This window comes from Streptomyces sp. NPDC046122, from assembly GCF_056429965.1.
The window spans coordinates 55,335-73,378 of the sequence record NZ_JBWKLQ010000005.1 but is presented as its reverse complement, the minus strand read 5'-3'; the positions used below and the strand labels follow the sequence as shown (position 1 = coordinate 73,378).

The window sequence follows — 18,044 nt, the reverse complement described above, 5'->3', positions numbered from 1 at the left end:
GGGTTCTCCTTTGAGTCTCAATCGGCGAACTTGGTGGTGATGGCGGAGTCATACAGGGCGTCGACAGCCTTCCGGGTTCGTCCTTCACTGCTCGGCATGAGGTGCGTGTAGATCCGCAATGTGAAGCCGGGGTCACTGTGGCCGAGGTAGGCGCTCAAGGCGCGAATGTTCTCGCCGGCGTCCAGCAGAACGGATGCGTAGAAGTGCCGAAGCGCGTGCATTCCGTCCTCTGGTGCTGCTGCGTACCGCTCACCAGGCTTGGGCTGCGGGATGATGCCCGCTGCTGCAAGGGCGGGTTTCCACATGTGGTCGTTGAAGTGGCTGACCCGCACGTGGGCGCCGGATGCTCCGCTGAAGAGGAGCGTCCTGGTCACGTGCGGCCCGTCGGGGGTGCGCCACGGCAAGGTCACCTTCACCGGGGCGTACCGCTCCGAATGAGCGCGAAGAGCGTTCCCTACGGCCGCTGGAAGTGGCACGTTACGGAGCTTGCCGCCCTTGGGCGGAGCGAACACAAACTTGCCCCGGATGCGCTTCAACTGGTGGTTGACCGACAGCCACCCGCCGGCGTAGTCGAGTTCTTCCTCTGAGAGACCGAATACTTCCCCTTGTCGCAGGCCGCAGCCGCTCGCGACGTCCACCGTCGCCCGCAGGTGTTCGGGTAACGCTGCGCGCACGGCGAACACCTGAGAGCTGTTCCAGGGGTTCACTCTGGGCGCGCCCGCCTTTGGGATCTGAACTGATCGTGCGCGGCACGGGTTCTTGCTCAGCAACGTGTCGTCCACCGCCGCGTTGAAGGCGGCGGACACGGTTCCGAAGATGATTCGGCGGTGCGAAGACAGCGGGACAGCGGCTTCCAGCTCACCCAGCCAGGTTCGGATATGACCGGGCTGGAACGAGGCGAGCGGGCGGGTTCCGATGTACGGGTACGCGTGAAGTCGCAACCGGCGCTCGGCTGCCTCGCGGCTGTTGATCTCGGTCGTGTGGGTGGCCACCCACTTCTCTGCGAACTGCTGAAAGGTAATTCGGGCCGCTCGTGGGTCGATGTACTGGCCGCGTGACATGTCAGCGGCAGTCTCGGTGAGCCACCTCTCTGCCAAGCGCTTCTGCTTGTCCGGGAAGGATTTGGACTTCTCGGTACCGTCAGGGCCGACATAGCGGGCCCGGTAGCGGAGCCCGAGCCCGTAGCGGTTGGTCTTCACTCGGATGGACTTGCCGTCGGCGGTGGTCTCGGTCTTGAACCAGCGGTCTTGGATGTGGCCGGCCAAAGGATGCTCCTGTGGGCATGCAGCAGGGGCACGACCTGTGTCGGTCGTGCCCCTGCTGGTTGGTGGGGTTGTTAGGCGGCGGCGGTGTCGGTGTTGCTCTCGACCCAGGACCGGACGGCGGCGGGGTCGTAGCGCAGGTACTTGCCGATGCGGATGGCGGGTGGGCCGACGCCCGTCTTGCGCCAGGTGTAGAGCGTCTCGGTGCTCGGCAGGCTGAACATCTCGATGAGGTCGTCGGGGGTGAGGTAGCGGTCAGGGAGACCGACGCGCAGGGTCGTCTGCGGGTCGGACTCGGGAGTGCGTTTCGGGGCCACGATGCGACTCCTTGGGGAGGGCTACGGCTGTACCTGTCCTAAGTGCGGATTTCTGCGTCACAGCGTCACCCGCGTCATACGGGTGTCTGACCTGCGGCTTTGTGTGACGCGGCGGTGTGGGGGTGCGTCATGGGTGCGTCACGGGCTGTGTCATCGGGTGACGCAGGTGACGCAGGATGACGCAGGGGCCGTCCTCTGCGTCACGCCTGTAGCCGCAGCTCAGTGGCTGTTTTTCTGTCCGCGTGACGCAGGTGACGCAGCGTCTTCCTACTTAGGACAAAAGAGGGGGTGTCTGTAGTTGTTCGGTGCCCCTCAGGACGTGAATGAGGAGCCGCTGCGCGGCGCGACTACCGGGCGGCGTTCCGCCGAACAGCAAGAAGAGCACGCCGCGCGGGGGTGCTCTTCTTGCTTGTCCGGGCGAGCGCGCGGTGCAGGTCAGAACACGACAGGCTGCTCGTGTGAGGGCGGCGTGGATGGGCGCGTCATTTCGAGGTAGCGGCCTTCGCGCGTGCGGCCGCTGTCGATGAGGACCCCCCGGGCTGCCAGCGTCGGTTGGAGGCGCTTGAGCCGGTCGGAGAGGACTTTGCCGGTGGTCGGCCACCCCTTGGGCAGGGGCCGCAGTTCCTCGCCGCTGTAAAGGCGGCTGAGGCAGTGCAACCACTCGGTGGAGGTCATCCGCTGCTCGCCGCCCGGCGCGAGGCCGGCGGCGTACGTGAGGACGGTCTGCGCGAGCAGATCCCCTTCGATCACGTCGTCGTTCAGGTCGTCCAGGCTGGCCCGGTAGGCGGGAAGCGCTCCGAGGCCGGTTGCCGCATCGAGCTGCGCGCACAGATGGGCGAAGTCCGCCATCCGCAGATCGGTAGGAGTCTCCGCCTCGGCCGCGCGAACCTTGACCGCGAGGTCCAGGAGAGAGCCGAGGACTACGGGCAGCGCCTCTTCGAACTCCGCCCACAGCTCCGCCTCGGTGCGCCTCATGCGGGGCCGCTCCAGTCGCAAGGGCAGGAGCCGTTCCGCGAGGTCGGGCCGGATGACGCCGACATCAATGCCGGTCAGGAGTAGGGGGCGGCGATAGCGGGCCCGGTGCACGTCCCCGTCGGTGAACAGGGCGCGCTTGACGCTCTCAGCTCCGGTGACGATGCAGCACATGGCGTCGGACAGGTCCGGCGTCATGTGGGAGAGGTTGTCCAGGGCGGTGACCCACCCGGCCGCGACCGCCGCGATCAGATTCTCCTCGTCCTTCGGGGCCCGGCGCAGGTCACCGCTCATGCCTTCGATGATCCGCACGAGCATGCGGCCCCCGGTGGACTTGCCCGCGCCCTGCGGCCCGGTGAGGAACGGTGCGGGTACGGGCACGGACGGTCCGAGGCAGCCGATGAGCCAGGCGATGGCCAGGCATTCGGTCTCGGCGTTGGCGAAGTTGCACAGCCGCATCAGGTGGTCGATGCCCTTGCCGTCGGTGTCCTTGGCCGGCAGGGGGAGTTCCCCGGTGAGCTGGGTACGTCGCCAGCACACCTCGCGAGGGTCGGGAACGGTGATGTCCCAGCCGGTGGGGTGGATACGGACGGACTGCCCGTCGTCGCGGCCCAGGTCCAGCCACGTCGCCCCGTCGAGCCCGGGGGCGACGCGGATGTGGACGGGCTGCACGTCCTCCGTCAGGGCAAGAGCTTCGATCAGGTCCAGCGCCTCCTTCAGGGCGGTCCCGTTGAACATGCCGCGCCCGTCTTTGAACAGGCCCACCATGAGTTCCTGGCGGTGGCTGCCCGTCGTCCCCTGGGAGCGGATCGGGCGGGCCACAGGGTGGCCGTTCTTCTGCGCGTACACGGTCCCGTCGGCGGTGCGGAAGTACCGGAAGTGAGATTGCGCGTAGTCGGTGATGACCTCGCGGGCCGGGTTCTTTTCGTCCTCAGACATGGTCACAGTCCCAACCGGGTGAGGGCGTTGGTCCACGCTTCGGTGCAGTGCCGGAGGGATTCGCCCTTGGCCTGCGCGACGGTGAAGAGACGCCCGACGTGGGCGTCGGTGAGGCAGCCGCACCGGCCATGGGTGGACAGTACGGCCAGGAAGGTGCGGTAGACGGTGCTGTGCACCGCCTCACGGGCTTCGGTGATGCGCTGCTCGGCCATGGCGATGCCCCGCTCCAGGTAGGCCGGGGTGCGGTGGGGGCACTCCCCACCCTTCGCCCGCGCGGGCAGAGGGACGGCAGCCGGTCGGACTGCGCGGATCTCCCTCACGGCCAGGGCGCGCACGGCGTCCGGCAGGTAGGCCATGGTGCCGGTGCCGAACCCGAGCCAGCGGGCATAGGCCATGGTGGACTTGATGTCCACGCCGGGACGGACCGCGTTCGCGGACTGCATCGCACCGAGGTAGAGCCAGTGCTCGCCCCGGGTGGTGGGCACGGTCTGCGTGGTCGGCAGGTTCTCGCGGGCCCACGTGATCGCGTCGGCGTTGTCCAGGTCTACGACCGTCAGCCCCGCCCCGCCCGGGTGGTAGGCGACCGCACTTGCGCGCAGCCATGCGCGACGCCAGGGAGCGGAGGTGATGACGTCCGGGTCCGTTGTGGCGGCTGCCCACGCGTGGCACGGACCGGGGCAGGCACAGGGCCCGGGGGTCTTCATGTTCGGCCGGCCGCCGCAGGCGTTGCCGGTGCAGCGGGGGCAGTTGCCGAACGGCACCTTCCCGGCTCGTAACGGCAGCGCGGGCACGCCGGAGGCGGCCAGGGAGAGAGCGACCCGCAGGTGCTCTCCCCGAATGTCGGTCGGTTGGGTCATGCTGGATTCCTCCACAGGTCTGTTCAGGGCAGGTGGATTGGCGGCGGCCCCGGTTCTTGGTCGGATGGGGGCCGCCGTTGTCGTTCGCTTGAGTGGTCAGGCCGCTTGCTGGCCGGGCAGGAGCCTGCCGTCGGCGGTCCTGTGCAGGGCTCCGCTGGCGGTGAGGGTCTTGATCTCGCGGGAGACGGTGCCCTTGTTCAGGCCGGTCGCGTCGGCCGCGTCCTTGGCGGTACGCGCCCCGGACTGCACAGCGGCGAGCACCTTGTCCCGGTTGGTCGATGCCCCAGACGGGGCGGCCGTCTCCTTGACCAGGTGCAGCGGCGTTCGCGCCGACGAGCCGCCCGGGGTCTGCGTGGGGGTCCAGATCGACTTGGGCAGGGCGCGGACGCCCGCGTCGTCCAGGGTCCAGGTGCGCAGCATGCGCGGCCCGTAGCTCTTGAGGTAGCCGTGCCCCCGGTACTCGCGGCCGTCCGGGATTTGGTGCGGGGCGTAGTGTGCGCAGTCGTCCAGCGCGACCTGGGCTTGGGTCGTGCCGGCCACCCGCAGCGAGAACCGCGTCAGGAGGTTCGGTGCGATCAGCTTGTGCACGCCGGGCGCGCCGCCGTCGGTGAGCGGGTACTGGGTGGCCCACCACAGGACGACGCCGCGCGAGCGACCGAGCGAGGACAGCTCGATCAGCCGTTGGAGCCGGTCCTTGTCCTTGGTGATCAGGGCCAGGATCACCTGTCCCTCGTCCACGACGACGGTGAGCTGATGGCCGTCCCACACGCTGATCCCGCGCTTCTTCATGTCGACCTTGCGACGGGTCATCTCCGCGTGCGCCTCGTCCACGGCGTCCGTGATCTCGTCGCGTTCCACGGCGACGCGGCACGCGGACTCCCAGATGTTGGCCTCTTCGCCCTTGCCGTCGATGAGCAGCAGGTCACCGCGCAGGTGGGCGGTCGCCATGAGCGGACGGAACGACCAGGACTTGCCGGTGCCGGACGCGCCGGACACCAACAGCCGCTCATCAAACGGGATCAGAACCTCATCACCGGTCTCGGTGTCCAGACCGAGGCTCATCGCCATCGGATCGGACGGAATACGGTCCGGAGTCCACAGCGAGGAAACGCCCGCGGCTGCCGACCTCGTCGCCAGCGTGAGGACAGCCCATCCGCCGCGTGAGGCGGACGTGATCCGTATGCGCAACGCGGTGCGGGCACCGAGCAGCGCACGGACCGAGTCGGCCTTGTCCGCGAGCGTCTTGACCGTCCACGTCCCGTCCAGACGGATCTCACACCGGACACCGCCCGGTTCCATGGCCGGGGGCGCGGTGACCGTGCCCGACAGGCCACGATCAGGGGCGTGCTCCACCCAGTACGACGGGTCAAGACGCTCCATGAGCTGACGCTCTTCCAGCGACAGCGACTCATCCACCGGCACGCGCAGCTTGCGCCGACCGAGCGCGAGACCGGCCACGTTCGCCCCGATCAGCACTGCCGACGTGGCGGCCGGCCAGATGGTCAGGTGCGAGGTGGACATGAGTGCGGACGTGACGACGCTGGGCACGGCGTGCAGCGAGTGCGCCTGGATCGCGCGAGCCTTGAGCGTGCTCGGGTAGTTCACCTGCGCGGCCTTGAGCTTGGCGCGGGTGTCGCGCTCGTGCCGCGCGGCGGCCTTGCTCGCCACGCGTGCGGCGCGGCGACCCGCTGCCAGCGGATTGCGGGACGCGGCGCGCGCCGTGAGTTGCTGCGACTTGGCGGTGGCGTGCGTGGAACGCGCAGAGTTGTGCTCCTTCTGCGCGGCCATGAGCGCCTTCAAGTGCTCGGGGGTGCGCAGCTTGTTACGCCGGTCCGCCTCAAGGTCCCAGCGGGCCGCGAACGGAACACAGACAGGTGCCAGTGAATCCAGGGCGCTGTTGGTGGTGTTGGTGGTGGTCGACCATGCTTGCTTCCAGTCCACGAAAGGGTCCTCCAAGACCGTGGATGAGGGCCGGTGCGCCGTTGCGTGGCGTCACCGGCCCGCCCGAGTTGCGGGGGCCGGTGCTGTCGGTTGCGTCGACAGCACCGGTTGAACCCCTGCAACCACGTCTGACCTGCGATGTTGCAGAGTTGAGCGGTGGGGAGGGGTGGGGGCCCTACGCGCACGCGCGCGTAGGGCGGCGGAGAATCGGGCCGTGCAACCCCCTGGCGAGGCCCTGAACGGCCGTTCATGAGCCGGGGGGTCTCGACCCACGCGGGAGGGGGTCTGGCCGCTCTGCGGGCCGTCTACGGCTCCGACCCCGTTCTGGAGCGAGCGGGGCCCGTGGGCCGATGGGCACTCCGCCCGGCTCAGCTCTTGCGGCGGGTGAGGCGGAGGGTGATGCCGCCGATGCCGAGCGGTCCGGCCACGCTGGCGATGGCGACGGCGGTGTGGACGGCGAAGTCGAGCAGCGCGAGGAACGCGGCCACGAGGCCGAACACCCCCGCGACTCCCGCGCCCGCGATGATGACGGGGAACAGGTAGTGGCGCAGCGGGCGCCCGCTCTGGTCTGTGGTGTGCACGACGATGACGACGGGTTGCCCGGTGGCTTCGGCGCGGCGGTAGGCGTCGGCGGGTATGTGCGGGGCGATGATCCCCGGCGGGTCACGGTGGGCCATGAGATTCTCCCTCGGATCAGTTGCGGTCGGCGCAGGGGACACAGGCACCGAGCGAGGTGGGGATGACGTATCCGGCATCACGGCGGCAGGCCGGGCAGATGCGCCGGGCGCGGTTGGCCCGGGCGAGCGCCGCCCGGCGGGCCGGTGTCATCGGCCGGACGGGCTTCGCGCAGTCGATGCGGTAGAGGTAGGCGACCAGCGGGTCCCGCCGTCGGCGGGGACGCTGGACTTCGGCGGCCACGTCCTGACCACCCGGGCGCAGCCCCATCGCGCGGAGCTGCCGGCGCGTGGCCAGACCGTCAGGAGCGAGCCGCCACCGGTACACGGGAAGCGAGCCGCTGGCCGGTGCGGCGGGCATCAGCGGCCCATGCCGGCCAGATCAACCGGCACCCCGTTGAGGCCCCGGAGTTCGGCGTACCGGGTGGAGACCCAGCCGACCGACCAGCCGCACAGTTCGGCGGCGGTGCGCACCGACATGCCCTCCGCGTGAGCGGCGGCCACGATGGCGCGGGCATCATCCTCGGGCAGCTTCTCGCTGACGGGCCCGGCGGACAGCAGCGCGGCCCGTTCACGCGCGGCCCGCTCCTCCCGCTCCTGCCGTTCACGACGCTCCCGCTCGGCACGCTCCCGCTGCTCCCGTTCGACACGTTCGGCGTTCTCGCGTTCACGCTCCCGCTCACGCTGTTCAAGCTCGCGCGCAAGGCGTTCACGCGCCTCCCGCTCGGCTTGCTCCCGCTCGCGTTCCTCGCGCCGTGCGGCGGCTTCCCGCTCAGCCTGCTCACGGAGCAGGCGGGCTTCGTGTTCACGCTGTTCACGCTCCAACTTGGCGGCGTGCTCACGCTCCTCGCGGGCTTCCTGACGGGCGCGCTCGGCCCGCTCGCGGGCCGCCTGCTCCCGCCGCTCCCGCTCGGCCTTCTGTTCGGCTTCCAGGCCCGCCACGGCGCTGGCGATGGCGCGCCGGTAGGCCAGGCTGGTCTCGGCCGTGACGATCAGGAGCAGCGGCGCAACGGAGTGGACGGCCACGCCGACCAGGTCTTTCTTCAGCGCGGAGTCGGCGGTGTTGAGCGCGAGGGTCATGAGGCCGGTCATCCACCGCAGGGTGATGGGCCACCTGCCGCCGTGCCCGCCCAGGCGGGCGAGCACGTCATCGAGCTTGACCACGATGACGACGGCGGCATCTACCACGAGCGGCAGGATCGGTGCCGTCCAGTCCCACTCATCGGCCGTGTGCTCGGCCATCAGCGGCGTCACGGTGAGGATGGAGTAGAGCATCGCCCCGCACACGATCATCCACGTGCCGCCCGACAGGGCGCGCTCTGCTGAACGGGTCTGAACACTGTTCACGCCGCACCCCCCAGCGTCCTCGGAGCGGGCGGGTAGGCGCGGTGGAATCCGTTGGTCGCGGGGTTGTAGATGAACGCCTCGCAGCGCCACGTGGACGCCCACGCCGGGCGTTCACTGCAGGGCTTCCACACGTGATCGGCCGGGAAGCCGTGGGTGGCGGTGTCGGCGTGCGCGTCGTCGCGAGAGGCGTAGACGGCGTGCGGTTCGCCGTGGTGCATGAGCACCGTCAGCGTCTCGCCCTCGCGCGGCGCGAGGCTCAGTTCCTCGCGCAGGCGGCGGATCTCGATGTCCTTTAACAGCAGCTCCTGCTGCGCGTCGGACAGCTCCTCCACCGCGCGGGACAGGAGGGCGCCCACCTCCGTCGTGGTCGCCTCGGCCCGCTCCGCGCGGTCGGTGACCGCGTACAGCTCCCGCACATGCCGACCGAACGCCTCGTTCGCAGCCCCGCTGGTCTGCCGGGCCTGCTCGTTCGCGGTGCGGGCGTCGTCCTCAAGCCGTGCGAGGCGGGCCCGGGTGACGATGCGGATCACGCGGCACCCCCCGGCACGCTCGCGCCGGCCGTGCGGTTGGCCAGCTCCCGGCGGGCGGCCAGCACCCGGTTCCGGGCCCGGCGGATGCGCCGGTTGTCCATCTCGTTCGGGGCGTGGTCGAGGGCGATGATCTGCGCGTCGACCAGGTCGACACCCGCGAGGATCACGGGCATCTCCTGCTCGATCGCGCCCAGCTCCGCGTTCGTCGGCTCCATGAAGTCCGCGAACGCGGTAACAGCGTCCTGAACAGTGACGATGTGGTTCATGGGTCGTGGTCTCCCTAGAAGGTGAAACGGCCCGAACAGAGCCCCCGGAGTTGCACCTCCGGGGGCTCGCGCCGTTCATCGGGTGTAGGTGGGGCAGGCAGGTATGCCTACTTCTGGGTGATCGTGATGTTGCCGGTCGGCTCGTATCCCCTGCTGCGCAAGCTGCTCTCGACCGCCTTCCTGGCGGCCTGCGGTGAGGATGCGCTCAACGTGCCGTTCGCGCTCGTGATCTCCCCAGGGGTCAGGGTGTCGGCGAGCTTTTCGGCGGTGAAGGTGTACTTCGGCACGAGGTTCTCCCCTCGGTTTCGGGTCCGGCTCGTTCCGGCTCCGTCAGCGTTGCTCGTAAGAGACGAGCAACGGAGGCAACCGGCCGCAGCAGGAAACGCTGCAGTGGAGTTGAGCAGTGCGAATGTCCCCTTCAGGTCTGCCGTTCCCGTGTCAGGTAGAGCGGCCATGCCTGGCGAAGGCGTATGGGGACGTGACCTTTCGGTCTAAGCCCTCCGGGGCTGACAAGGGACCCGGGACCCTCCCCCCGTCCGATGCGGGGCTCCTGGCCGTGCAATCCGGAACAGGACGAACAGAACCGTTCCAGTCGACCGGTTCGCTGTCCGAGGACCGCAACCGATGCAGTACCTGTATTACAGGTACTGCATGATGGTCCCGTCAAGTAGGTCGGCGGAACTTCTTGCTGTCGCGCCGGGACTTCCTGGCGCACAATCAGAATTGCTCCAGGTCGGAGGCGTTGGTTACCCCGCCCATGGACACCTTGGGTTGATCTGGCTACCGTCAAGAGCTCCCAAGACGTCCCACCGGGGGTGGAGATGCCCAACGAACGCTTACGCTCGGCGCTCTTGGCTCAGGGCCTGACCGTGCAGCAACTCGCAGAGGCGATCGAGGTCAACCCGAAGACGGTCGAACGCTGGATCACGCAGGGGAAAGTGCCGTACCGGCGCCACCAGTACGCCACTGCCTCCATGCTGAAGGTCGATGTCACGACGCTGTGGGAGGACGCTCGCGCGGTCGACACTTCTACGGACCTGAGCCGGGCGGAAATCCTCACCGTGTACCCGCACCGGCACATGGTCCCGGCCGGTCTGTGGCGCGAGATGTACGGACGCGCGTCACACCGCATCGACGTGCTCGCCTACGCCGGACTGTGGCTGTCCGAGGACCCGCAGTTCATCGCACTCCTTCGCATGAAGTCGGAGGCCGGGGCACAGGTCCGCATCTTGCTCGGGGACCCCGGGTGCCCGGCAGTCCGGCAGCGCGGCATAGACGAGGGCCACCGCATCATGGACGGAAAGATCCGCAACGCCCTGGTGAACTACCGACCGCTCTTCACTACCCACCCGGACATCAGCTTCCGGCTGCACGAGGCGACGCTCTACAACTCGCTCTATCGCGCCGATGACGAAATGTTGATGAACACTCACGTCTACGGCATCGGCGCGTACCTCGCCCCCGTCCTGCACCTGCGGCGGCTTCCCGGTGGCGGCCTCTTCGACACCTACGCCAATAGCATCGAACAGACTTGGACAGGTGGCCGCGAGGTCACGGACAACGACATCACGGGAGCTTGAGCATGGGACGCATTGACTACCTGCATGACCCCGACGCCCCGCCGGCCAACTCTGTCGTGCCGTCCGTCGTGGCGTTCGTCCAGAACGACGCAGGTCAGGTGCTGTTGATCCAGCGCTCAGACAACGGTCGGTGGGCCCTGCCCGGGGGTGGTCACGACGTTGGTGAGTCCATCAGCGACACAGTGGTGCGCGAGGTCTGGGAAGAGACCGGTATTAAGGCTGAGGTCGTCGACATGTCCGGGATCTACACCGATCCCGGACACGTGATGCTGTACGACGATGGCGAAGCCAGGCAGCAGTTCAGCATCTGCTTCCGTGCCCGCCCGATCGGTGGCGAAGTCCGCACGAGCGACGAGACGACACAGGTCCGTTGGGTGGACCCAACGGAGCTGTCGGAGTACGACGTTCACCCGACCATGCGGCTCAGGATGGAGCACGCGATGGACCGGGCGCGGAGGGGGCCCTACATCGGTTGACGCCCCGTAGCGAGTCGTTCGAGGACGCGCGCCGTGCTGGCCAGAATCTCCGGCTCAGCGCGGCGGATGAACGTGCCAATTAGGCTGTCCGGACCGTAGCGACCAGCGATCTCGTTCACGCGGTCGACCGGATTCGTTGGAGTGCCGTCCGGAGTCGTGTTCATATCGCAGTAACAGAGCGCGTCATTGAGATGCGGGCTCTCGCGAGGGAACTCGCTTTCAAGCTCTTCGCGCATGCCTCTCGCTTCTGCTTCCATCCAGGCACACGAGTGGTGCGCCACCAGATGAACGACCCGCTCGTCGGCCTGTGCCACGTCCCGCAGGTATCGGGCACCGTCCAGTGGATGGAACCCGGTCTTTGCAAGATCGGGCGCGTAGCCGATGTCATGGAGCACTGCGGCCGCTTCCATGAGCTCCGCGTCCGGGCCGAGGATCGGGGCGATCGTTCGGGCACGCTCTGCCACCCCGAGCGAGTGCTTCCACCTACGCGGCAGCGGATGTGCAAGCAGGGACTCGGCGAGAGGGTATGCCCACTCGGTCAGTTCCGTAGTGCTCAAGCTAGGGACGCTCCTTTCGACTGGGCGCTGCCCGCACTCTGCGCACCTTGCCTTGACCGCCTTCTGACAGCAGGCCGGCAGCTTCTAGTTTGTCCAGAGCCTTGGTCACCGTCGGCCGCGAGACTCCGAACATCGCGCTCAATGCGGAGGCACTGGGGAACTCTGCCCCAGCCTCCAGCATTTCAGTCGAGATCAGGTCGGTAATCCGGTCCGCCAACGGTCGTCGGTCTTGCGATGATTCCCCGGCCCTGACCACTCGCCAGCGACCACCTGGCACGGGTTCCGCCAGCCCTTCCTCTCGGAGAACACCGAACGCTCGGAGTGCTGTCCCACGCGAGATTCCGTGGTCCCGCCTCAGGTCCGCCACTGATGGCAGTTCCGTCATCTCGGGGTCGGACTCGATCTGCGCCTTCACCACATCAGCGATCTTCAGGAAGGTCCCCCGAGGGCTAGGCTGCTGCGACACACGCTCTCCTTCTCTGTCCGTTCCCAGGTTCACGCCTCGAACACTCTATTCTGCATAAAGCCCTGGCCTCCTTAATCGGAAAGGATTAGGTCAACGTTCAGGTGCAATTGGAGAAGCTGCTTCAATCCATCGCCGTCGATGAGCTCTACTCGATGCCGTGCAGCAAAATCCTTGGCTGGCTTGCTAAATCTCCCCGTCGTCACGAAGATTCCCTTCGTCGCCTGCTCCGACTCGATCGCTGCGCTGAAAGAATGAACGTGGGAGGACGGGATTGGTGACCGGGTTCTGTGCTTCATTTGGATCAGGACGGGACCACCGACCACTGGATCATTGTTCATAACGACGGCATCCCCTCCCCGGTCAATGGCTGAGTTCTGGCTGACCCACGTGTCAAACCCCATTGAGGCAAACAGATTCTGAATTATTGATTCGAACTCGAATCCGCTCAAGGTGTTTACGTCAATTGTGCGAACGTGGTGGATGTGGGGTGTTTCGATAACGAACGTATCCTGACTGGCTTGGTACACCCTTCCACTACCGGTATGTGTGTGTGTACTGTCCTCTGGATCGCCATGTTTTGGCTCGGGGGTGTCGCTGCCCTCTTGCCTCTGCTGTGCCTGAGGCGGCGGAGTCTTACCCCAAGGCCCCATAGCCATGAGTAGAGTCCAGTTCAGTTGCATGGACGCGCGTAGTTCTCGCTCCAGTGCTATTTGGGCTTCAAGGGATGCGATGAGTCGCTCGGTGAGTCCTGGATCGGATGTTTGGCGGCTCGTCCTTCCCTCGCTTAAAGGGCCGGACTGGGCTCTTTGTAGCAGGGAGAGGGCCTGCTCGATTTTCTTTGATCGGATACCGGGGCTTATCTCTGTGGCCACAATGAGTGCTCTAATGAACTCTTCCTTCGGGATTGCTCCACTTAGGTTGACGCTCATCAGGCTTTTGGAGAATTTAGTTTCTGCGGACAGCGTGGAAAGCGTTTTTCCGCTCGCATCGACTTGACGCCTAAGGAATACGGCTAGATTGTGCGCCTCGCGAGTCTCTGCGCGGATGGCACTCCACGGCCGGCCGTTGCGCTTCGCGTTCGTCATCGCCCCCCCGCTGGTGTTGTCCACTCGTTCGGGACAACAGCAATGTTGTTCGCAGCCTATATGCGGTTCCCTGCCGAACAAGTCCTGTCTGCGTGAGAACAATGTGCGACATCCCTACGGTCGCTACCCATCGGCCCAACATCCGCAACCTGCGGTCGCATCTGAGGTCGTCCATGGAGGAGGTACGTGTGGAGAAGAGGGAGTGCGGCCGGTGTGGGGGGTGCCGGGACGCTGGCGGCCGAGGGGCGGTAGCCATGCAGGCTCTGGCCTTGTTGGTCGCAATCGCAGCTCTGTTGGAGCAGTTCATGCGGTAAAGGTCGGCCGATCCCGGTATCCAAGAAGGGGTAGCTCCGCCGGGCCGTCTGTGGGCCGTCGAGTGGCGACCACAGACGACCGGCGATGACTGGCAACCACCACAACGGGCCCGGCGTCTAGCGGCGTCGGGCCCGTTGTCATGCCTGCTAGACCCAGGTGTCGAACCAGATGCGATCGCGCCAGGCGTCTATCGGGATCGTCTGTCCGGTGTAGATCGGCCAGAAGTAAATGAAGTTCCAGATGATGAGGAGTACGAGCACTCCCGCGCCGACCGCTCCCGCCACCCGGCGCCGTTCGTGCGCGTGCGGCGGGCCCAGCATCGCGCCGATCATCATCGCCACCGCCAGGCACAGGAACGGCAGGAAGACGACGGCGTAGAACAGGAAGATCGTGCGCTCCTGGTAGAAGAACCAGGGCACCCAGCCCGCAGCGACGCCGCACGCGATCGCCCCCGCCCGCCAGTCGCGCCGCAGCGCCCAGCGCCACAGCACGTACAGGACCGCGAAGCACGCCGCCCACCACAGCAGCGGGGTGCCCAGCGCCAGGACCTCCTGGGCGCAGTCGCTCGTCTCCTTCGCCGGGCAGCCCTCCTTGCCGGGCTTCGGCGACTCGTAGAAGTACGAGACCGGGCGGCCCAGGACGATCCAGCTCCACGGGTTCGACTGGTACGTGTGACCCGACGTCAGGTTGATGTGGAAGCTGTAGACCTCGGTCTCGTAGTGCCACAGGCTGCGCAGCCAGTCGGGCAGCCAGGTGAAGGAGCCGCCCTTGCCGGCCCCCTGCGCCCAGTCCCGGTAGTAGCCGCCCCGGGTGACGATCCAGCCCGTCCAGGAGGCGACGTACGTCACGAAGGTGACCACGACCATCGACACGAACGCCGGAGCGGCGTCCCGCTTCAGTACGGCGGCGTACGGCGCGGCCGCGCCCGCCGTCCGGCGCGCGCCCGCGTCCCACAGGACCGTCATCAGGCCGAACGCCGCCAGGATGTACAGGCCGTTCCACTTCGTGCCGAAGGCGAGGCCCAGGCACACGCCCGCCGCGATCCGCCACGGCCGCCACCCCAGCCGCAGCCGCCGCGCGATCTCGGCGTCCGGGCGCAGTACGCCCTCGTCGTCCGTCGGCAGCGCCGCCGCGAGCCTGCGCCGCGACCGGTCCCGGTCGACCAGCAGGCAGCCGAACGCGCCCAGGACGAAGAACATCAGCACCTGGTCGAGCAGCGCCGTGCGGCTCATCACGAAGTGCAGGCCGTCCACCGCGAGCAGCGCGCCCGCCAGGCATCCCAGGAACGTCGAGCGGAACAGCCGGCGTCCGATCCGGCACAGCATGAGGACCGACAGCGTGCCGAGGACGCAGACCATGAACCGCCAGCCGAACGGCGTGAACCCGAAGAGCTGTTCACCGATGCCGATGACCCACTTGCCGACCGGCGGGTGCACCACATAACCGGGATCGGCCGGGACCGTGACCCCCGACGGGTCGGCCAGGACCGACTTGTCGATGTCCTTCGGCCACTGGCCCTCGTACCCCTGGTGGATGAGCGCCCAGGCGTCCTTCGCGTAATACGTCTCGTCGAATATCACCGCCTTGGGGCTGCCCAGGTTCCAGAACCGCAGCAGGCCGGCGACCAGCGCGACCAGCAGCGGCCCGCCCCACGCGCTCCACCGCACCAGGTGGCCGGCGAGCACGGGCGGCACGCCGAGCACTCTCCAGACCTGCGTGCCGGGCCTGCTGTACGGCGGAACGAGCCGTTCGCGCAGCCCGATGTGGCCGCCGGGCCCCGGTGCGTAGCCGTATCGGCGCAGTCGCTGCTGCCACGACGGCGGCTGGTCCCCGGGGGCCCGGCCCTGCTGGGCTTCTGACGCGGTACTGGTCACCGCGCCATCGTAGGGAACACATCTGTGCGCGTCGTGTGCGCGCCCTGCGAGGATGGCACTTGTGACTGGAACGACTGGAACGACTCGAACGGCTGGAACGGCCGCGGCGCCCGGAGCGGCCGGAACGCTCGTGCTCGCGGGGACGCCCATCGGGGACGTGGCCGACGCGCCGCCCCGCCTCGCCGCCGAACTCGCGACGGCCGACGTCGTGGCGGCCGAGGACACCCGGCGACTGCGCCGCCTGACCCAGGCGCTCGGCGTGCAGACGACGGGGCGGGTCGTGTCGTACTTCGAGGGCAACGAGAGCGCCCGTACGCCCGAACTCGTCGAGGCGCTGGAGGACGGCAAGCGGGTGCTGCTCGTCACCGACGCCGGCATGCCGTCCGTCTCCGACCCGGGCTACCGGCTGGTCGCCGCGGCCGTCGAGAAGGACATCAGGGTCACGGCGGTGCCCGGCCCGTCGGCCGTACTGACCGCGCTCGCCCTCTCCGGCCTGCCCGTCGACCGCTTCTGTTTCGAGGGCTTCCTGCCGCGCAAGGCCGGCGAGCGCCTCGGAAAGCTGCGCGAGGTCGCGGACGAGCGGCGGACGATGGTGTTCTTCGAGGCCCCGCACCGGCTCGACGACACCCTGGCGGCGATGGCCGAGGTCTTCGGCGACGAGCGCAGGGCCGCCGTGTGCCGCGAGCTGACCAAGACGTACGAGGAAGTGAAGCGCGGCCCGCTGAAGGCGCTCGCCGAATGGGCGGCCGAAGGGGTGCGCGGCGAGATCACCGTCGTCGTCGAAGGCGCCTCCCCGATGGTGCGGGAACTGGACCCGGCGGAGCTGGTGCAACGGGTGCGGGTGCGCGAGGAGGCGGGGGAGCGGCGCAAGGAGGCCATCGCCGCCGTCGCCGCCGAGGCGGGGCTGCCCAAACGCGACGTCTTCGATGCCGTCGTCGCGGCAAAGAATGCGGCACGGACGGGCCCCGCGGACGGCAAGGGACTATCGTGAATAGCTAAAGCCGTCCCAAGCGAACACCGCGCACAGACCGCGCACCGGGCCTTTTTCCATGGAAAGGCCAAGACCGGTCCATATCTCGACAGGCACCGATGCGCTCCCGCCGAAACAGGCGTCCACTGGACCCAGTGGAAAGGAGCTGGCATGAGCGAGATCGCAGACACCGCCGGCACGGGAACCACCGTTCACGAGGCGTATGCCTTCGCCTGCATGAGGTGCGGGCACGGCTGGGAGCAGTCGTTCGAGATACACCACCACGTCGACGGCAACGGCCACGCGTTCGTGGTCTACACGGCTGACGGTCAGCGGGTCCCCTCGCCGCTCTCCCGCCCCACCTGCCTCAACTGTGGCGGGCACGTCGTGCGGATCATGAAGGCGGGCCAGGTCTCGTCGATCACGGAGATGCTGCGGTCCGCCGTGGTGGATGCCCCCATGGCGGGACCGGTGGTCGGAATCCCCGGCCGGGTGATGGAGGACGCCCCCGGTCCGGTGCGGGTGAAGCACGAGTGGCACCTGTCGGATCTGCTGCATCTGGGCCGGCACCGCAAGTGAACGGGGGCGCCGCCGCCGCGTCCCCACCGGCGCCGGGAGCGGGCTCCACGGTTTTCGTACGATCGTGACCATGAGCCCCAAGGACGCCCCCCCGCCGCTGCCCGAACCTCTCCGGGGAGAGGTCGCCGATTCGCACACCCACCTGGACATGCAGGACGGCACCGTCGAGGAGGCCCTCGCCAAGGCCGCCTCGGTCGGGGTCACGACCGTCGTCCAGGTGGGCTGTGACGTGAAGGGCTCGCGGTGGGCGGCCGAGACCGCGGCGGCCCACGAGAACGTGCACGCCGCCGTCGCCCTGCATCCCAACGAAGCCCCGCGCATCGTCCTCGGCGACCCCGACGGCTGGTCCCGCCAGGGCGCGCGCGTCGCGGGCGGGGACGGGGCCCTCGACGACGCGCTCACCGAGATCGACCGGCTGGCCTCCCTGCCGTACGTACGGGGGGTCGGCGAGACCGGTCTCGACTACTTCCGTACGGGCCCCGGGGGCATGGCCGCCCAGGAGCGGTCCTTCCGGGCCCACATCGAGATCGCCAAGCGCCACGGCAAGGCGCTCGTCATCCACGACCGGGAGGCGCACGCCGATGTGCTGCGCGTCCTGGAGGAGGAGGGCGCTCCGGAGCGCACCGTCTTCCACTGCTACTCGGGTGACGCCGCCATGGCCGAGATCTGCGCGCGCAAGGGCTACTACATGTCCTTCGCCGGCAACATGACCTTCAAGAACGCGCAGCCGCTGCGGGACGCGCTCGCCGTCGCGCCGCTGGAGCTGGTGCTCGTGGAGACGGACGCGCCGTTCCTGACGCCGGCGCCGTACCGCGGACGGCCCAACGCGCCCTACCTCATTCCGGTCACCGTGCGCGCGATGGCCGCTGTCCGGGGCATCGAGGAGGACGTTCTGGCCGGGGCGCTCGCGGCGAACACGGCCCGCGCGTTCGACTACTGACGGGTCGTTCCCCGCCCCCCGCCTGTTCACTCTTCGTGGCCGTGTTGCTTTGGAGAGTGACGACAGCTCCGCTAGTGTCCCGGGCCGCAGCGTCATC

20 protein-coding genes are annotated in these 18,044 nt (G+C 68.2%); 5 read left to right on the top strand and 15 right to left on the bottom strand.

Annotated elements, in window-relative coordinates; genetic code table 11:
- Positions 1 to 17: 17 nt before the first annotated feature.
- The 11 genes from AC07FK_RS16225 to AC07FK_RS16175 form a co-directional block, all read right to left on the bottom strand.
- Entirely contained in the window at positions 18 to 1,265 is a 1,248-nt protein-coding gene (locus AC07FK_RS16225; RefSeq protein ID WP_479105533.1) for a tyrosine-type recombinase/integrase, read from the bottom strand.
- A gap of 71 nt (positions 1,266 to 1,336) precedes the next feature.
- Entirely contained in the window at positions 1,337 to 1,579 is a 243-nt protein-coding gene (locus AC07FK_RS16220) for a helix-turn-helix transcriptional regulator (protein ID WP_479105532.1), read from the bottom strand.
- 435 nt (positions 1,580 to 2,014) lie between these two features.
- A complete protein-coding gene (locus AC07FK_RS16215; RefSeq protein ID WP_479105531.1) occupies positions 2,015 to 3,490 on the bottom strand; it encodes an ATP-binding protein in 1,476 nt (491 codons plus the stop codon).
- A 2-nt stretch (positions 3,491 to 3,492) separates the two neighbouring features.
- A complete protein-coding gene (locus AC07FK_RS16210) occupies positions 3,493 to 4,347 on the bottom strand; it encodes a bifunctional DNA primase/polymerase (RefSeq protein WP_479105530.1) in 855 nt (284 codons plus the stop codon).
- 96 nt (positions 4,348 to 4,443) lie between these two features.
- Entirely contained in the window at positions 4,444 to 6,288 is a 1,845-nt protein-coding gene (locus tag AC07FK_RS16205) for a P-loop NTPase family protein (protein ID WP_479105529.1), read from the bottom strand.
- A gap of 368 nt (positions 6,289 to 6,656) precedes the next feature.
- Positions 6,657 to 6,965, bottom strand: a complete 309-nt coding sequence (locus AC07FK_RS16200; protein ID WP_479105528.1) for a hypothetical protein — start codon at positions 6,963 to 6,965, stop codon at positions 6,657 to 6,659.
- A gap of 16 nt (positions 6,966 to 6,981) precedes the next feature.
- The gene (locus AC07FK_RS16195; RefSeq protein ID WP_479105527.1) at positions 6,982 to 7,323 is read right to left on the bottom strand and encodes an RRQRL motif-containing zinc-binding protein; all 342 of its coding nucleotides are present in this window, start codon (positions 7,321 to 7,323) and stop codon (positions 6,982 to 6,984) included.
- A complete protein-coding gene (locus tag AC07FK_RS16190; RefSeq protein WP_479105526.1) occupies positions 7,323 to 8,309 on the bottom strand; it encodes a DUF2637 domain-containing protein in 987 nt (328 codons plus the stop codon). Before AC07FK_RS16190 ends, AC07FK_RS16195 begins: the two co-directional genes overlap by 1 nt.
- The gene (locus tag AC07FK_RS16185) at positions 8,306 to 8,839 is read right to left on the bottom strand and encodes a hypothetical protein (RefSeq protein WP_479105525.1); all 534 of its coding nucleotides are present in this window, start codon (positions 8,837 to 8,839) and stop codon (positions 8,306 to 8,308) included. Before AC07FK_RS16185 ends, AC07FK_RS16190 begins: the two co-directional genes overlap by 4 nt.
- Entirely contained in the window at positions 8,836 to 9,105 is a 270-nt protein-coding gene (locus tag AC07FK_RS16180) for a DUF6284 family protein (RefSeq protein WP_479105524.1), read from the bottom strand. The genes AC07FK_RS16185 and AC07FK_RS16180 overlap by 4 nt, the downstream gene beginning before the upstream one ends.
- Positions 9,106 to 9,212: 107 nt before the next feature.
- On the bottom strand, positions 9,213 to 9,392 hold the full coding sequence (locus tag AC07FK_RS16175; RefSeq protein ID WP_479105523.1) for a hypothetical protein: 180 nt from the start codon (positions 9,390 to 9,392) through the stop codon (positions 9,213 to 9,215).
- Between the two features lie 534 nt (positions 9,393 to 9,926).
- On the opposite strand from AC07FK_RS16175, the gene AC07FK_RS16170 reads away from it, so the two are divergent.
- Entirely contained in the window at positions 9,927 to 10,685 is a 759-nt protein-coding gene (locus tag AC07FK_RS16170) for a helix-turn-helix domain-containing protein (protein ID WP_479105522.1), read from the top strand.
- Positions 10,686 to 10,687: 2 nt separating this feature from the next.
- Positions 10,688 to 11,161, top strand: a complete 474-nt coding sequence (locus tag AC07FK_RS16165) for an NUDIX domain-containing protein (RefSeq protein ID WP_479105521.1) — start codon at positions 10,688 to 10,690, stop codon at positions 11,159 to 11,161.
- Here AC07FK_RS16165 and AC07FK_RS16160 read toward each other — a convergent pair.
- The 4 genes from AC07FK_RS16160 to AC07FK_RS16145 all read right to left on the bottom strand — a co-directional run bounded on the left by AC07FK_RS16160 (position 11,149) and on the right by AC07FK_RS16145 (position 15,458).
- Complete coding sequence (locus AC07FK_RS16160) at positions 11,149 to 11,718, bottom strand: HD domain-containing protein (protein WP_479105520.1); 570 nt, start codon at positions 11,716 to 11,718, stop codon at positions 11,149 to 11,151. The two genes, AC07FK_RS16165 and AC07FK_RS16160, sit on opposite strands and share 13 nt — an antisense overlap.
- Before the next feature lies 1 nt (position 11,719).
- Positions 11,720 to 12,103 (bottom strand): GntR family transcriptional regulator, encoded by a 384-nt coding sequence (locus AC07FK_RS16155; protein ID WP_479105846.1) that lies wholly within the window; start codon positions 12,101 to 12,103, stop codon positions 11,720 to 11,722.
- A 152-nt stretch (positions 12,104 to 12,255) separates the two neighbouring features.
- Positions 12,256 to 13,113 carry a restriction endonuclease gene (locus AC07FK_RS16150; RefSeq protein ID WP_479105519.1) on the bottom strand — a complete coding sequence of 286 codons (858 nt, stop codon included), beginning with the start codon at positions 13,111 to 13,113 and terminating at the stop codon, positions 12,256 to 12,258.
- A gap of 617 nt (positions 13,114 to 13,730) precedes the next feature.
- On the bottom strand, positions 13,731 to 15,458 hold the full coding sequence (locus AC07FK_RS16145) for a dolichyl-phosphate-mannose--protein mannosyltransferase (RefSeq protein WP_479105518.1): 1,728 nt from the start codon (positions 15,456 to 15,458) through the stop codon (positions 13,731 to 13,733).
- 61 nt (positions 15,459 to 15,519) lie between these two features.
- Between AC07FK_RS16145 and rsmI the strand changes: the two genes are divergently transcribed.
- The 3 genes from rsmI (at position 15,520) to AC07FK_RS16130 (ending at position 17,947) form a co-directional block, all read left to right on the top strand.
- The gene (gene rsmI, locus AC07FK_RS16140; protein ID WP_479105517.1) at positions 15,520 to 16,449 is read left to right on the top strand and encodes a 16S rRNA (cytidine(1402)-2'-O)-methyltransferase; all 930 of its coding nucleotides are present in this window, start codon (positions 15,520 to 15,522) and stop codon (positions 16,447 to 16,449) included.
- 150 nt (positions 16,450 to 16,599) lie between these two features.
- Entirely contained in the window at positions 16,600 to 17,007 is a 408-nt protein-coding gene (locus tag AC07FK_RS16135; protein WP_479105516.1) for a hypothetical protein, read from the top strand.
- Between the two features lie 70 nt (positions 17,008 to 17,077).
- Positions 17,078 to 17,947, top strand: coding sequence for a TatD family hydrolase (locus AC07FK_RS16130; protein ID WP_479105515.1), 870 nt, complete (start codon positions 17,078 to 17,080; stop codon positions 17,945 to 17,947).
- Positions 17,948 to 18,044: the final 97 nt, after the last annotated feature.